This is a genomic window from Streptomyces sp. NBC_01296, from assembly GCF_035984415.1.
Classification (GTDB): Bacteria; Actinomycetota; Actinomycetes; order Streptomycetales; family Streptomycetaceae; genus Streptomyces.
In genome coordinates this window covers 6574121-6588751 of the sequence record NZ_CP130720.1, presented here as the reverse complement: position 1 = coordinate 6588751, position 14631 = coordinate 6574121, and the positions used below count along the sequence as shown (strand labels likewise).

General features: G+C 73.4%; 13 protein-coding genes. 5 read left to right on the top strand and 8 right to left on the bottom strand.

Annotated elements, in window-relative coordinates:
- The first annotated feature begins 250 nt into the window (after positions 1-250).
- A complete protein-coding gene (locus OG299_RS30020) occupies positions 251-700 on the top strand; it encodes a cell division protein SepF (protein WP_266630653.1) in 450 nt (149 codons plus the stop codon).
- A gap of 9 nt (positions 701-709) precedes the next feature.
- Here the strand turns inward: OG299_RS30020 and OG299_RS30015 are convergent, their stop codons facing one another.
- Together OG299_RS30015 and OG299_RS30010 are read right to left on the bottom strand one after the other, a co-directional pair.
- Complete coding sequence (locus tag OG299_RS30015; RefSeq protein ID WP_266630652.1) at positions 710-1879, bottom strand: acyl-CoA dehydrogenase family protein; 1170 nt, start codon at positions 1877-1879, stop codon at positions 710-712.
- 100 nt (positions 1880-1979) lie between these two features.
- On the bottom strand, positions 1980-3629 hold the full coding sequence (locus tag OG299_RS30010) for an MFS transporter (protein ID WP_266630650.1): 1650 nt from the start codon (positions 3627-3629) through the stop codon (positions 1980-1982).
- Positions 3630-3946: 317 nt separating this feature from the next.
- On the opposite strand from OG299_RS30010, the gene OG299_RS30005 reads away from it, so the two are divergent.
- Together OG299_RS30005 and OG299_RS30000 are read left to right on the top strand one after the other, a co-directional pair.
- Complete coding sequence (locus tag OG299_RS30005) at positions 3947-5062, top strand: putative hexosyltransferase (protein WP_442817543.1); 1116 nt, start codon at positions 3947-3949, stop codon at positions 5060-5062.
- 286 nt (positions 5063-5348) lie between these two features.
- Positions 5349-6437 (top strand): phosphatase PAP2 family protein, encoded by a 1089-nt coding sequence (locus OG299_RS30000; protein ID WP_327363156.1) that lies wholly within the window; start codon positions 5349-5351, stop codon positions 6435-6437.
- A 398-nt stretch (positions 6438-6835) separates the two neighbouring features.
- Here OG299_RS30000 and OG299_RS29995 read toward each other — a convergent pair whose 3' ends face one another.
- Positions 6836-7801, bottom strand: coding sequence for a helix-turn-helix transcriptional regulator (locus OG299_RS29995; RefSeq protein ID WP_266630644.1), 966 nt, complete (start codon positions 7799-7801; stop codon positions 6836-6838).
- 110 nt (positions 7802-7911) lie between these two features.
- On the bottom strand, positions 7912-8739 hold the full coding sequence (locus tag OG299_RS29990; RefSeq protein WP_406511897.1) for a LysM peptidoglycan-binding domain-containing protein: 828 nt from the start codon (positions 8737-8739) through the stop codon (positions 7912-7914).
- Between the two features lie 298 nt (positions 8740-9037).
- On the opposite strand from OG299_RS29990, the gene OG299_RS29985 reads away from it, so the two are divergent.
- The gene (locus OG299_RS29985) at positions 9038-9847 is read left to right on the top strand and encodes a DUF8842 C-terminal domain-containing protein (protein WP_266630642.1); all 810 of its coding nucleotides are present in this window, start codon (positions 9038-9040) and stop codon (positions 9845-9847) included.
- Between the two features lie 199 nt (positions 9848-10046).
- On the top strand, positions 10047-10502 hold the full coding sequence (locus tag OG299_RS29980) for a hypothetical protein (protein WP_327363155.1): 456 nt from the start codon (positions 10047-10049) through the stop codon (positions 10500-10502).
- Between the two features lie 19 nt (positions 10503-10521).
- On the opposite strand, the gene der is transcribed toward OG299_RS29980, so the two are convergent.
- From der to OG299_RS29960, 4 genes are all read right to left on the bottom strand, one after another.
- Complete coding sequence (gene der, locus OG299_RS29975) at positions 10522-11982, bottom strand: ribosome biogenesis GTPase Der (protein ID WP_266630638.1); 1461 nt, start codon at positions 11980-11982, stop codon at positions 10522-10524.
- A gap of 75 nt (positions 11983-12057) precedes the next feature.
- Positions 12058-12645: a lysophospholipid acyltransferase family protein gene (locus OG299_RS29970; RefSeq protein WP_327364619.1), complete on the bottom strand. Its 588-nt coding sequence runs from the start codon at positions 12643-12645 to the stop codon at positions 12058-12060.
- A gap of 56 nt (positions 12646-12701) precedes the next feature.
- Positions 12702-13400: a (d)CMP kinase gene (gene cmk / locus OG299_RS29965; protein ID WP_266630635.1), complete on the bottom strand. Its 699-nt coding sequence runs from the start codon at positions 13398-13400 to the stop codon at positions 12702-12704.
- Between the two features lie 116 nt (positions 13401-13516).
- A complete protein-coding gene (locus tag OG299_RS29960) occupies positions 13517-14605 on the bottom strand; it encodes a prephenate dehydrogenase (protein WP_327363154.1) in 1089 nt (362 codons plus the stop codon).
- Between the last annotated feature and the right edge of the window lie 26 nt (positions 14606-14631).

The following is a 14631-nucleotide window of genomic DNA, read 5'->3' as shown; positions in this document are numbered from 1 at the left end:
TGCGCATCGTATCGAGCCGGATCGTTCACTCGTACGCCGCTGTCGGTCACCCACACGGCAGCAGCAGTCGTATTTTCACTCAGACAGCAGTGGTAGCCATCAGGATCCTTGACGGTGCAACGGATGTTCTGCACCAGTACCGTCACGAAACCCCTGCGCGGCGGCTATCCACTTGGCGCGTTGTCAGCATCATGGACGACCATAGGGGCAGCGGAGAGAAGACAACCGACTGCGGTGAAAGGAGGCGTCCATGGGTTCGGTACGCAAGGCGAGTGCCTGGTTGGGTCTCGTGGAGGACAGCGACGACGAGCGTTACTACGACGACGACTACGCGGAGGCCGCGCAGGGTTCCGTCGCGGGCCCCGGCGACCAGTGGGTCACCGACCCCCGGGTCAGGGTCGCGTCGGACTCGGCCGTCGAGCACGGCCGGCGCATCGCGACGGTCACCCCGGACGGCTTCCGTGACGCGCGCGGCATCGGCGAACTGTTCCGCGAGGGCGTCCCGGTGATCGTGAACCTGTCGTCCATGGACCCGGCCGACGCCAAGCGCGTGGTCGACTTCGCGGCCGGCCTGACCTTCGGCCTGCGCGGTTCGATCGAGCGGGTGGCGACCAGGGTCTTCCTGCTGACCCCGGCCGACACCCAGGTCGTGAGCGGCGAGCCCGCCGGCCGCTCGCGCGACTTCTTCAACCAGAGCTGAGCAGGGGTCTCACCGGAAGGCGTCGAGCCCGGTGAGCGCCTTGCCCAGCACCAACTGGTGCATCTCGACGGTGCCCTCGTAGGTGAGCACCGACTCGAGGTTCGTGGCGTGCCGCATGACGGGGTATTCGAGCGAGATCCCGTTGGCGCCGAGGATGGTCCGCGCGGTGCGGCAGATCTCGATGGCCTCGCGGACGTTGTTGAGCTTTCCGAAACTGATCTGCTCCGGCCGCAGGGTGCCCGCGTCCATCCGCCGCCCCAGGTGGTGGGCGAGCAGGATGCCCTTGTGGAGTTCCAGCGCCATGTCGGCGAGCTTCGCCTGGGTGAGCTGGAAACCGCCGATGGGCTTGCCGAACTGCTCCCGCGTCCGCGCGTAGTCGAGCGCGGCCTCGAAGCTGGCGCGCGCCGCGCCCATCGCCCCCCAGATGATCCCGTACCGCGCATGGCTGAGGCAGCCCAGCGGCCCCTTGAGCCCGGTGACCCCCGGAAGCACCGCATCGGCAGGCAGCCGCACGTCGTCCATGACCAGTTCACTCGTCACGGACGCCCGGAGCGACCACTTGTGCTTGATCTCGGGCGCGGAGAACCCGGCCGCGTCGGTGGGGACGGCGAACCCGCGGATCCCCTCGTCGGTCTGCGCCCACACCACGGCCACGGCCGCGACGCTGCCGTTGGTGATCCACATCTTGCGCCCGTTCAGCACCCAGTCGGTGCCGTCGCGCTTGGCGTACGTGCGCATGGCCGCCGGGTCGGAGCCGACGTCGGGCTCGGTCAGCCCGAAGCAGCCGATCAGCTCGCCGGCCGCCATGCCGGGGAGCCAGCGCTGCTTCTGCTCCTCGGAGCCGTACTTCCAGATCGCGTACATGGCGAGCGATCCCTGCACGGAGACGAGGGACCGGATCCCGGAGTCGGCGGCCTCCAGCTCGAGGCAGGCGAGCCCGTACTGCACGGCGGAGGCCCCGGCGCAGCCGTACCCCTCCAGTGACATCCCGAGCGCCCCGAGCGCGCCGAGCTCTTTCGCCAGCTCCCGGATCCCGGGCAGCTCGCCGCTCTCGTACCAGTCGGCGATGTGCGGGAGCACGCGGTCGGCGGCCCAGCCGCGGACGGTGTCGCGGATGGCGAGGTCCTCGGGCGCGAGGAGCTCGTCGAGCCCGAGCGGATCGGTGGGTACGAAGGGCACGGCGCCTCCTGGTGCGGACCTGCGGTGCGAAACCTAGCGGTGCAAGTTTGTCCGCGCGACCGCCTGCGGTCCACCCCCACCCGACCCCGCGCAGCGGGAGTCAGGCCGGGCGGGCGGCCGCGTCGCGGTCCGGGGCCACCGGAGCCGGGATGCGCGGGGCGTCGGGGGCGGCCTGGGCGGGGAGGCGGACCGGCTCGGCCTCGGGCTCCGCGCACTCCATGGCCCGCGGCAGCTTCAGGGCCATCACGGCACCGGCCAGCAGCAGCCCCGCGCTGACGACGAGCGTGACGTGCAACCCGTGCACGAACGAGTGCCGCGCCGCCGCGTACAGCGACTCACCCGCAGCGCCCCCGAGGGTCCCCGCGATCTGATACGCCTCGCCCAGGGAATTCGCCGCCCCCGCCGCATCCGAAGCCGACACCCCCGGCACGTGCAGCAGCCCCGGCGCATAGGCCGCGTTCATGACACTGCCGAGCAGCGCGATGCCCATCCCCGCGCCCAGCTGGTACGAGGTCTCGCCTATGGAGGCCGCCCCGCCGGCCGTGGCCGCGGGCGCCTCGCTCAGCATCGACTCGTACGCCGCGAACAGCGTGGTCTGCAGCCCGAAGCCGAGCAGGATGAACCCGACCGTGAGGAGCACGGGCCGGTCGTGCTGCCCCATGAACGTCAGCAGCAGGACGGCGAACGCCGTCAGTACGAAGCCGAGCGACACCATCGTGCGCGGCCCGATCCGGGCCAGCGTGTACGACCCGGTGGCGCCTGCGGCCATCGCGGCGAAGGTGAGCGGCAGCAGCCGCAGCCCCGTCTGCAGCGGGCTGAGGTGGAGCACCAGCTGGAGGTACTGGACCGCGATCAGCTCCAGCCCGACCAGCGCCAGCATGGCGAGCACGATGCACCCGACGGACGTCGAGAAGGCGGCGCGCGAGAACATCCGCATGTCGATGAGCGGGTGCGTACGCCGCTTCTGCCGCCGTACGAACAGGAACAGCAGCACCGCGCCCAGCAGCAGCGGCACCAGTGCTTCGGCGTCGAGGAGCCGGCGCTCCGCGCCGATCCGCTTGACCCCGAGGACCACGCCGAGCACGCCGCCGGCGGCCATCAGCGCGCCGAGCACGTCCCAGGGCCCGTCGCAGGACCCCTTGGACTCGGGCAGCAGCCACCGCCCGAGCGGCAGGATCAGGGCCATCAGCGGGATGTTGATCAGGAAGACCGAGCCCCACCAGAAGTGCTGGACCAGGAAGCCGCCGAGCACCGGCCCGCTGGCCGCGCCGATGGCGGCGACGGCGGTCCAGATGCCGATGGCGAGGGCCCGCTCGCGCCGGTCGGGGAAGACCTGCCGCAGGAGCGACAGGGTGGCGGGCATGATCATCGCGCCGCCGACGCCGAGCAGGGCGCGGGCGGCGATCAGGACCTGGGCGTTGTCGGCCAGGGCCGCCAGGGCGGAGGCCGCGCCGAAGAGCCCGTAGCCGAGCAGGAGTATCCGGCGGCGGCCGACCCGGTCGCCGAGGGTGCCGAAGAGGATCAGCAGGGCGGCGCAGACCAGCGGGTAGGCGTCGACGATCCACAGGAGCTCGACCGAGCCGGGGCGCAGGTCCGCGGTGACGGAGGGGACGGCGACGTGCAGGATCGTCGCGTCGAGCGCGACGAGGACCAGGCTGACGCAGAGGACCGCGAGGACGAGCCAGCGGTTGGTCCCGCCGGAGGCGGCGTGCAGCCGCAGCCGGAAGGCGGCCGCGTTCGTCCCCGACATGCATGTACCTCCAGATGATCGCTCGCACTCGGCGGACCAGCGTTTTGCGGAGCCACGGTGGTGGTGGGCACTGTGCGGCGTCCTACGGGGTCCGGCATCGACACGCGAGTGAAGCGTCAGCGTACGCGAGTTCGTCTGCCCGACACGTGGTCAAGCTCTCATAGCGGCGGAGCCCTCGGTGTGGTGTGCGCCACTCGAATCACCCCGCCCTCCCCCTCCTCCCCCGATCCACCGCCGGGAGGTGCCCCCACCACGTACACGCGCGGTCACGACCTGTGGTTCTGCGCCGACGGCATGCACCGGCGCCACCGATAATCATGCCCGTGGAAGATCTTGGATTTCGCCGGGCCGCGCCCGCCCTGGCCGTCTTCGCAGCGGTCCGGCTCCTCGGGCTGGCCGTGCTCGCGGCCTGGGGCGCGGCCGTCGACAGCAGTCCGCACACGCTGCTGTCGGCGCGCTGGGACTCGCTCTGGTACGCCCGCATCGCCGCCGAGGGGTACGGGTACGAGGTGGTGCTCCCGAACGGGCACGTGCACTCGAACCTGGCCTTCTTCCCGCTGCTGCCCTGGCTGGAGCGGCTGGTCGCGGCGCCGACCGGGCTGTCGTACGGCTCCGCGGGCCTCGTGGTCTCGGTGGTGGCCGGGCTCGGCGCGGCCTGGGGGATCTTCGCGGTCGCGGACCTCCTGTACGGCCGCCGGGCCGGGGTGTTCGCCGCCGGGGCCTGGGCCGCGCTGCCGGTCGGGATCGTGCAGTCGATGGCGTACAGCGAGTCGCTGTTCACGGCGCTGGCCGCCTGGGCGCTGTACGGGGCCCTGCGCGGCCGGTGGCTGACCGCCGGCCTCCTCGCGGCCGCGGCGGGGCTGACCCGCCCGGTCGGCGCCGCGGTGGTGGCGGCGGTGTGGGTGGCGGCCGTACTGGCCCACCGGCGCGGGGAGCGGTCCTGGCGGATGGCGGCCGGGATGCTGCTGGCCCCGGCGGGAGCGGCCGCTTACGTGCTGTGGGTCGGGGCGCGCACCGGGGACGGGCTGCTCGGCTACCTGGACGTGCAGGGCGGCTGGGGCAACGGCTTCGACGGCGGCTGGGCCTTCGCCCGGTTCATCGGGGCGAAGCTGGCCTCGTCCGCGTTCCCCGCCGGGGTCGGGCTGATCGCGGGCGTCGTGCTGGTGCTGTGGCTGTACGCGCTGTGCGTGCGGCAGCGCCAGCCGGCCGCGCTCCTCGTCTACTGCGGGATCGTCGTCGCGCTGGCGCTGTGCGCGTCGGGGTACTTCGGCTCCAAGCCCCGGCTGCTGCTGCCCGCGTTCCCGCTGCTGCTGCCGGCGGCGGTGGCACTGGCCCGGTGGCGGACCGGGCGGGCGGTCGCGGTGCTCGGCGCGGTGGCGCTGGCGTCGGCGGCGTACGGGGCCTTCTGGCTGAACGGCTCGGGCCCCCCGTAGGGGCTCCGGCCGCTGCGGCCCGCAGGGGCCGCAGCGGCGCCCACGGAGGGCCAGCATCACGGAATGGATCACTCCGATCCATCTTTGAGCAAAGTGATTGAGCGGCACCGATAAAGCCCGGCCGAGTATGCGAAACAATGGCCGGGTCAATGGACCCGGTACGGCTCCAACTAATGTCTAAATCCGAGGAATTAAGCCGCGCGTGAGACCAACTCCACATCACATGGTCATCACAAAGCCCGTGATTCGACCGGGCCGCCCATCGGCGCGCGGTAACGTCGATTGAGTGCGTACCGACCAAATCCTGACCCGTCCGGAGCGGGTGTTCGCCCGGCTGGACCGGGAACCAGAGCGACCGGCTCATCTGCAAACACCGCAGATGAGCCGGCACCGCGTCGTGCTCCTCGGATCGACCCTCGCGTTCTACCTCGCGATCGTGGTGGCCGTCCTGACCACGTCCTGGCTCGTCCGCCTGGACTGGCAGGTCATGTTCTTCCGGCCCTACGAGCAGTGGCCGCAGCTGCACGCCTTCCTCGACTACCTCGTGGTCCTGGGCCAGCGCGGACCCACCGCGGTCATGGTCGCCGCATGGCTCGGCTGGCGCTCCTGGCGGCAGCACACCCTCCGCCCGCTGATCACCCTCGGCGTGGCGCTGCTCCTGCTCAACATCACCGTCGGCGCCGTCAAGCTCGGCCTCGGCCGGCTCGGCCCGCACTACGCCACGCAGATCGGCTCCGCCGAGCTCTTCGCCGGCGGCGATATATTTCCTTCCGGCCACACCGCCAATGCCGTCGTGACCTGGGGAATCCTGGCCTACCTGGCCTCCACCACCGTCACCCGGCGGGTGCTGTCCGTGGTGTCCGCCGTCGTCTCGCTGAGCGTCGGCGCCACCACCGTGTACCTCGGCACCCACTGGGTCAGCGACGTGCTGCTCGGCTGGTCCGCAGGTCTGCTGATCATGCTGGCGCTGCCCTGGTTCGAGCCGCTGATCGCCGGGGTCGAGGCCCGCGTCTTCGCGCTGCGGGAGCGGCTGCGCCGCCGGCTGGAGACCGGGAGCGTGCCCGTACCGGTCGCCACCGTGCTCACCCCGATGCTCTCCGCGGGCGGCAAGTGGCAGCTCCGGCTCGCCACCGAGGCCGCCGGCCCGCACGAGCCCGCCACCGCGGCCGCACCGGCGTCCGCCCCCGCGACCGTGCCGGTGCCGGCCGGCCAGGCGCACGCCCCGGTGCCCCGGCCCGCCGCGCACGTCTCCGGCCGGCCGCACCTGATCCGGTCCGAGCGGACCCCGGTCACGCCGGCCGGCAGCCGCCGCCCGGCGCACACCGAGCGGCCCGCCGCCGGACGCGCGGCGGCCCGTCCGGCCACCGGCGGCTGAGCCGCCCCCGTACGGGACTTCGCGGGACGGTACGCACCACCTCACCCCGCACCACTGCACCGCGCATCACTTCACCGCGCACCACCGAGGCGGGCCGGATCATCACCGGCCCGCCTCGGCCATTGCGGTGGTCCGCGCCGTACGCACGCCCGGAACGTCAGCTCCGCGCCCGGACGTTCGTCCGTACCGGGTCACGCTTGTGTCACGGAATGTCGACAGTTCTTTGACGGGCCCGGCTTCATGCGCACAGCCGCGGAAGTGAGTGCGGGCCATTCTTTTTCCGGCGCGCGAGATGCGCTCCGCACATCCCGTTCCGCATTCCGCCCGAGAGCCCCGGAATTTCCCCGGGGATTGCCGCGGACCGCCCTGCGCGGTCATGTGAACACCCCTCAGTTTCCTTACATCTTCTCCACGGCTCGCCCGAGAAGGTCCCGGGCCGCTCTGATGCGGTCCGTCAGCTCCGGCGGCTCGATCACCTCGAACTCACAGCCGAGCAGCATGACGTGAATGACGAGTACGTCGAGGTTCACGGCCCCGGTGCGCAGCAGGCAGCTCTCGGCGTCGACCGGCTCCAGGGCCCCGTCGCTCGGCCCCACGATCCCGGCCGCCGCCTCCGCCGACATCTTCAGCCGCAGCACCGCCCGGGCCGCGTACGCGGCCTGCGCCACGCCGCGCGACACGTACGCGGCGAGGTCCTCGGCGGGGGCCGGGCGCGGGGTGAAGCGCGGTCCGTGCGGAGGTCTGGGATCGATCCGGTCGGCGCGGAAGGTCCGCCAGTCCTCCCGGTCCACGTCCCAGGCGACCAGGTACCAGCGGCGCTCGGTGCACACCAGCCGGTGCGGCTCCACCACGCGGCGGCTGACGTTGCCCTCGTGGTCCCGGTACCCGAAGCGCAGCCGCTCGCTGTCCCGGCACGCGGCGGCGAGCTCGGTCAGCACGGAGGGGTCGACGGTGGCCCGGGCCGGCCCGCGCAGCATCGGCACGGTGAACTCGTTGAGGGCCGACACCCGCCGCCGCAGCCGCCCCGGCAGCACCTGCTCGAGCTTGGCGAGCGCCCGTACGGAGGACTCCCCGATCCCCTCGACACCGTTCCCCGCGGCCGTCCGCAGGCCCACCGCGACGGCGACGGCCTCGTCGTCGTCGAGCAGCAGCGGCGGCAGCTCGGCCCCGGCGCCCAGCTGGTAGCCGCCGCCGGTGCCCGGGCTGGCGTTCACCGGGTAGCCGAGCTCCCGGAGGCGGTCCACATCGCGCCGCACCGTCCTCGGGGTCACGCCGAGGCGCTCCGCGAGATCGGAGCCGGTCCATTCGCGGTGGGCCTGCAACAGGGACAGCAGGCGCAGCAGTCGTGCGGAGGTCTCCAGCATGCCGAGCAGTCTGCCTCCCGGCAGCCCGCGTGCCGAACCACCCCCGCACCCGAGCGCACCGGCGGGGGCCGCTCCAAGGCCCCGTCAGGCCGCGGACGCCTTGGCGCCCGTCAAGAACCCGGCAGCGCCGCCGGACTCGGCCTCGGCTTCGGGCCCGGGGGCGTCGCGGCCGGACTCGGCACGGGCTTCGAGCCCGCGGGGGCCTGACTCGGCCTGGGCCTCCGGCCCGGGGGCGTCGCCGCCGGGGCGGACGGTACGGGCCGGGCGGCCGGAGCCACCGGAGCGGTCGGCCCCACCGGCGCGGGCGGGTCCGCCGGGGCCGGCGGAGCCACCGGCGGCGGGTCCGAGGCCGGGAGGGCCAGCAGGGTGCCGACCACCAGCGCCCGCGGCTTCGGCCCGATCACCGCCCGGTTCGCCTCGTACAGCGCCTGCCACCCGCCCGTCACCCGGTACCGCCGGGCGATCCCGTCCAGCGTGTCCCCGGCCCGGACCACGTGCATCCGCCCCGCCAGCCCGTACCGCTTCGAGCACACCGGCCACGCGTCCCACCCCTGGGAACCCAGCACGTGTTCCGCCACCCGGATCTGCTGCTCCCGGCTCGCCAGATCGGCCCGCGCCGCGAACAGCAGCCCCCCGTGGTCCTCCCAGGTCGGCTGCCAGAACTGCAGGCCCCCGTAGAAGCCGTTGCCGGTGTTGACCGCCCAGCGCCCGCTGCTCTCGCAGTCGGCCACGCAGTCCCAGGGCCATTGCCCGCCCGGCCCGCAGTCCCCCGGTCCGGTCCCGATGATCCCGGGCGAGCCGGGGTGGGCGGCCCCCGCGGGCCCGGGCGCGGGGGGCGGCGGGGCCGCGCCGGCCCTCGACGGGAGGACGAGGACGAGAGCCAGCGCGGCGGCGGCAGCGGCCGCCGAGGCGGCCCGCCGGATCCGGAGGTCGGGCATCGCGTCACGCTACGCAGCGCCGCGCCGCCCGCCCGGGCCCGCCACGCGGCCCGTCCCGCACCCCACCCGGTCGGCCGATCCGCCACCCCTCCCGAAACGGCCAGGACCGGCCACCAACTGCACACACCAGGACAACAGTTGGCAGGAAAACAAAGCCCCGGTCCGACCGTTCACCCCTCCGGGGGCCAGGTTCGATTCCGTTCCCTCCAACGGCGTGACCCCGGCAGCCGATGAGCCGTTGAGCCCGGCGAGCCGGGAACCGCCCGGCCCCCGCTCGCCTAGTCCGAGGAGCCAGCCCGTGCCCCGCATGCTCGACGTCAGTGATGAGGTACGTGCCGAGATCGGTGACGAAGAAGCCGAGAGGCTGCTCACCGGCGACGACGCACCGCGCAGCTACGACTGCACCTCGTGCCGCACTCCCGGGGACCCCGAGACCGACCGCACCAGCACGGTGCTGTTCGTCGGCGAGGAGACGGCCGTCCTCGCGTTCGCCCACGCCGGCTGCATCCCCTCGCAGGTGGTCACCGTCTCCGAGGAGCAGCTGCAGGGCGCGGTCCGCAGCATCACCGGCGACAGCCCCGCCTCCGGCGGTTCCGCCGATGCCGCACCGCAGAACGTACCCGGCGGCCAGGCCGTCCTCGGCATCACCAGCGGCCTGGTGCTGATCGGCGGCGATCTGCACCCCGCCCTCGTGGTCGAGCCGACCGCCCCGATCGCCCGCCCCGGCACCGCCGGCCCCGGCGACGACTTCCTACCGCTCCTCATCGAGCAGGGGTTCATCCCGGTCACCGACACCGCCGAGCTGCCCTCCCCGCTCGCCGGCTGGTCGGTGCTGCTCGCCGCGGGCCTGCTGCACGCCGTGCTCCAGCCCGGCGCCGAGGGCGGCGGCCAGGTCGCCTGGTGGCAGGCGCACCAGCCGCTGTCGGTCACCGACGGCTGGCGGGCCGCCGTCAACAAGACCCAGCGCGTCCTCATCTACGCGGCCCCGGTCGGCTCCATCGGCCAGCAGCCCCGCGAGGACCTGCTCCGCGACGCGCTGGACAAGGCCGCCGCCGGCGGCAAGCTCGTGGCGGCCTCGATGCCGCTGGCAGGCACCCCCGGCGCCTGACGCCGGCGAGGATCCCGGAACGGCTGCGCCGCCCCTCCCACCAGGGGCGGCGCAGCCGTGTGCCGGTGGGGACGCCCCCACCGGCCATCTGCGTTTTCTGCCCCCTCCCCCGCATCCGCAGGGCCCCGGGTTCGTTGGCTGATACGTGCATTCATACGACCCCTCCCGCGCCCCTGCCCACGCGAGCACCGTCTCCCCGATGCGCCACGCAAGGGACCGGGACAGCGCTCCGGCCGCCCTCTCGCACACCCCGATCTACGACACGCTGTACTCGGAGTACCTGCGTGCCTTCCGGGCCCTGCCGGGCGACCGCACGGGCGAGGAGGACCACGGGTTCACGGCGTTCTCGTACGGCGGCTCGTTCACGGGCGCAGGCTCCGCGTACAGCGCCGGAGCCGTCGGCAGCGGCTCCGCGTACGGGGGCGGGTCGTACGCAAGCGGCTGGAACGGTTCCGCATGGCAGACGGACCCCTGGCCGGCCGCGTACGCCCCGGCTCCGCAGCCCTCGTACGCGTACGCCGGGTCCTCCGCGGCCGGCAGCGACCACGGCGGCTCCTCCGCCGCCGGCTCCGCATACGGCGGCGGGCGGCAGCACCAGACCGGGATGCAGCACATCCCGGCGGCCCTGCCGCCCGCTCCGCGCCGGGGCTACTGACCCCGGACCGCTGCCGCTGCTACTTCTTCTTGTACTGCGCGCCGCGCTTCTCGCGCACCCGCACGGAGATGTGGATCGGCGTCCCCTCGAAGCCGAACTCCTCGCGCAGGCGGCGCTCGATGAAGCGCCGGTAGCCGTGCTCCAGGAAGCCGGAGGCGAAGAGGACGAACCGCGGCGGCTTGCTCCCCGCCTGGGTGCCGAACAGGATGCGGGGCTGCTTGCCGCCGCGGATCGGGTGCGGGTGGGCCGCGACGACCTCGCCGAGGAAGGAGTTCAGCCGGCCGGTCGGAACGCGCGTCTCCCAGCCCGCGAGGGCAGTCTCGATCGCGGGGACCAGCTTCTCCATGTGGCGGCCGGTGAGCGCCGAGACGTTGACGCGGGGCGCCCAGGCGACCTGCTGCATCTCGGTCTCGATCTCGCGCTCGAGGTAGTAGCGGCGCTCCTCGTCGAGCTCGTCCCACTTGTTGTACGCGATCACGATCGCACGCCCGGACTCGACGGCCATGGTGATGATGCGCTGGTCCTGGACGCTGATCGTCTCGGTGGTGTCGATCAGGATGACCGCGACCTCCGCCTTCTCGACGGCGGAGGCCGTGCGCAGGGAGGCGTAGTAGTCGGCGCCCTGCTGGAGGTGCACCTTCTTGCGGATGCCCGCGGTGTCCACGAACTTCCAGGTGACGCCGCCGAGCTCGATCAGCTCGTCGACCGGGTCGCGGGTGGTGCCGGCCAGCTCGTTGACGACGACCCGGTCCTCCTTCGCGACCTTGTTGAGCAGCGAGGACTTGCCGACGTTCGGGCGGCCGATGAGCGCGATGCGCCGGGGCCCGCCCACCGGGGCGCCGCCGAAGGTCTGCTCGGGCGCCTCGGGCAGCGCCTCGAGGACGGCGTCGAGCATGTCGCCCGTACCGCGGCCGTGCAGCGAGGAGACCGGGTGCGGCTGGCCGAGGCCCAGGGACCACAGGGAGGCCGCGTCGGACTCGCCGCTCTGGCCGTCGACCTTGTTCGCGCACAGGACGACGGGCTTGCCGGCCCGGCGCAGCAGCTTGACCACGGCCTCGTCGCTGTCGGTGGCGCCGACCTTGGCGTCGACGACGAAGACGACCGCGTCGGCGGTCTTGATGGCGTACTCGGCCTGGGCGGCGACGGCGGCGTCGATGCCGAGGACGTCCTGCTCCCAGCCGCCGGTGTCGACGACCTTGAACCGGCGGCCGGCCCACTCGGCCTCGTACGTGACGCGGTCGCGGGTGACGCCGGGCTTGTCCTCGACGACCGCCTCGCGGCGGCCGATGATGCGGTTCACCAGGGTCGACTTGCCGACATTGGGGCGGCCGACGACGGCGAGCACGGGCAGCGGCCCGTGGCCGGCCTCCGCGATCGCGCCCTCGACGTCCTCTGCGTCGAAGCCTTCCTCCGCGGCGAGCTCCATGAACTCCGCGTACTCGGCATCGCCGAGCGCTCCGTGGTCGTGCTGGTCGTTCATGAAGTCCGTTCCTCGTCGTTCGTGGTGGTCGGTGGTACCCGCGCAGCGCGGTTCCACTACTAGGTCAAGTCTCGCTCAGCGCCCGGTGAGGCGCTTGGCATCGGCCAGGTGGGCGGTCAGCCTGCTCTGGATGCGTACGGTGGCCTCGTCCAGGGCCGTACGGGTGCGGCGGCCGGTGCCGTCGCCCGCGTCGAAGGCGGAGCCGAAGACGACGTCGACCCGGCTCTTGAACGGCGGCAGTCCGCGGACCAGCCGCCCTTGGCGCTCGGTGCTGCCGAGCACGGCCACGGGCACGACGGGCGCGCCGCTGCGGACCGCGAAGTACGCGAGCCCGGCGCGCAGCGAGGCGAAGTCGCCCTCACCGCGGGAGCCCTCGGGGAAGATCCCCAGGGCGCCGCCGTTCTCGAGCACCGCGAGCGCCTTGGTGATCGCGCCCCGGTCCGTGCCCGTACGGTCGACCTTGACCTGGCCGATCCCGTCCAGGAACGGGCCGAGCGGGCCGATGTACGCCTCCCTCTTGATGAGGAAGTGCAGCGGCCGCGGAGCGGTGCCCATGACCATGGGGCCGTCGATGTTGTGCGCGTGATTCACGGCAAGGATGACAGGGCCCGAGGCGGGCACGCGCCAGGCGCCCAGTACGCGCGGCTTCCACAGCCCGTACATGAGGCCGATGCCGATCCGCCGACCGAGCGCCGCACCCTTGAGGGAGGGCGTTCCGCTCACGTGCGCGCCGCCCGCTTCTCCTCCACCAGCGTCACGACGCACTCGATCACCTGGTCGAGCGTGAGCTCGGTGGTGTCGACCTCGACGGCGTCGCCGGCCTTGGCCAGCGGGGAGGTCTTGCGGCTCGAGTCGGCGGCGTCGCGCTTGACCAGGGCTTCCTTGGTGGCCGCGAGGTCCGAGGCCTCCTTGCCGCGCAGCTCACCGCTGCGGCGCGCGGCGCGGGCCTCGGGGGACGCGGTCAGGAAGATCTTGAGGTCGGCGTCGGGCAGGACGGTGGTGCCGATGTCCCGCCCCTCGACGACGATCCCGCCCTCGGCCGAGGCCGCGATGGAGCGCTGGAGCTCGGTGATCAGGGTGCGCACCTCGGGGACGGCGCTGACGGCGCTGACCTTGGAGGTGACCTCCTGCGTGCGGATCGGGCCGGAGGCGTCCAGGCCGTCGACCGTGATGGTCGGCGCGGCCGGGTCCGTACCGGAGACGATGCCGGGCTTGCCGGCCGCCACGGCGATGGCGTGCGGGTCCTCGGTGTCGATCCCGTTGGTGATCATCCACCAGGTGATGGCCCGGTACTGGGCACCGGTGTCCAGGTAGCGCAGCCCGAGCTTGGCGGCCACGGCCTTGGAGGTGCTGGACTTGCCCGTGCCGGAGGGACCGTCGATGGCGACGATCACGGCGGACGGAGCTGCGGTTTCCACGGTGCGGGCACCTTCCTGGTTGCGCGTACGTGTCCGGGCGCGCCAAAGCGCCCCTCACCAAGGTTACCGGCCCCCGGCACCGGCGCCGCCCAGTACCGGGGATGCGGCCCGCGCGACTACTGCTGGCGCAGGGCCCAGCCGCGTTCGCGCAGCTCCGCGGTGAGGGCGGCGGCGGCCCTCGGGTCGACCATCAGCTGGACGAGACCGGCCTGCTGGCCCGTGGCGTGCTCGATCCGCACGTCCTCGATGTTGACCCCGGCCCGCCCGGCGTCGGCGAAGATCCGCGCGAGCTCGCCCGGCTGGTCGCTGATCAGCACGGCGACCGTCTCGTACGCGACGGGCGCCGCGCCGTGCTTGCCCGGCACCCGCACCCGGCCCGCGTTGCCCCGCTTCAGTACGTCCTCGATGCCGGCCGCGCCGCCGCGGCGCTTCTCGACGTCCGCCGACTGGAGCCCGCGCAGCGCGTCGACCGTGGCTTCCAGGTCGGACGCGATCCCGGCCAGGACGTCGGCCACCGGGCCCGGGTTCGCCGAGAGGATCTCCACCCACATCCGCGGATCGGAGGCGGCGATCCGCGTCACGTCCCGGATGCCCTGCCCGCAGAGCCGTACCGCCGTCTCGTCGGCCTCCTCGAGGCGCGCCGCGACCATGCTGGACACCAGCTGCGGGGTGTGCGAAACCAGCGCCACCGCCCGGTCGTGCGCGTCGGCGTCCATGACCACCGGTACGGCCTTGCACAGGGCCACCAGCTCGAGCGCCAGGTTGAGCACCTCGTGGTCGGTGTCCCGGGTCGGGGTGAGCACCCAGGGCCGGCCCTCGAACAGGTCGGCCGTCGCGGCCAGCGGCCCCGACTGCTCCTTGCCGGCCATCGGGTGGGTCCCGATGTACGCGGTGACGTCCACGCCCAGGGCCGCCAGCTCCCGGCGCGGCCCGCCCTTGACGCTGGCCACGTCCACGTACGCGCGGGCCGCGCCCCGGCCGATCGCGTCGGCCAGGGTCGCGGCCACGTGGGCCGGCGGTACGGCGACGATCGCGAGGTCGACCTGGCCCTCGGGGGCCTCGTCGGTGCCGGCGCCGAGCGCGGCGGCCGTACGGGCCTGGGCCGGATCGTGGTCGGCGAGGTGGACGGTGATGCCGCGGGCGGCCAGGGCGAGCGCCGCGGAGGTGCCGATCAGTCCGGTTCCGATGACGACGGCGGTTCTCACGGGGCGCTCCAGGGATGCGGGTGCGG

What these genes read in the sequence shown, in the direction of transcription:
- OG299_RS30020 (WP_266630653.1), top strand. Translation starts at nt 251, where the DNA reads ATGGGTTCGGTACGCAAGGCGAGTGCCTGGTTGGGTCTCGTGGAGGAC.
- OG299_RS30010 (WP_266630650.1), bottom strand. Translation starts at nt 3,629, where the DNA reads ATGTCGGGGACGAACGCGGCCGCCTTCCGGCTGCGGCTGCACGCCGCC.
- OG299_RS30005 (WP_442817543.1), top strand. Translation starts at nt 3,947, where the DNA reads ATGCCCGTGGAAGATCTTGGATTTCGCCGGGCCGCGCCCGCCCTGGCC.
- OG299_RS29995 (WP_266630644.1), bottom strand. Translation starts at nt 7,801, where the DNA reads ATGCTGGAGACCTCCGCACGACTGCTGCGCCTGCTGTCCCTGTTGCAG.
- OG299_RS29990 (WP_406511897.1), bottom strand. Translation starts at nt 8,739, where the DNA reads ATGCCCGACCTCCGGATCCGGCGGGCCGCCTCGGCGGCCGCTGCCGCC.
- OG299_RS29980 (WP_327363155.1), top strand. Translation starts at nt 10,047, where the DNA reads ATGCGCCACGCAAGGGACCGGGACAGCGCTCCGGCCGCCCTCTCGCAC.
- der (WP_266630638.1), bottom strand. Translation starts at nt 11,982, where the DNA reads ATGAACGACCAGCACGACCACGGAGCGCTCGGCGATGCCGAGTACGCG.
- OG299_RS29970 (WP_327364619.1), bottom strand. Translation starts at nt 12,645, where the DNA reads ATGTACGGGCTGTGGAAGCCGCGCGTACTGGGCGCCTGGCGCGTGCCC.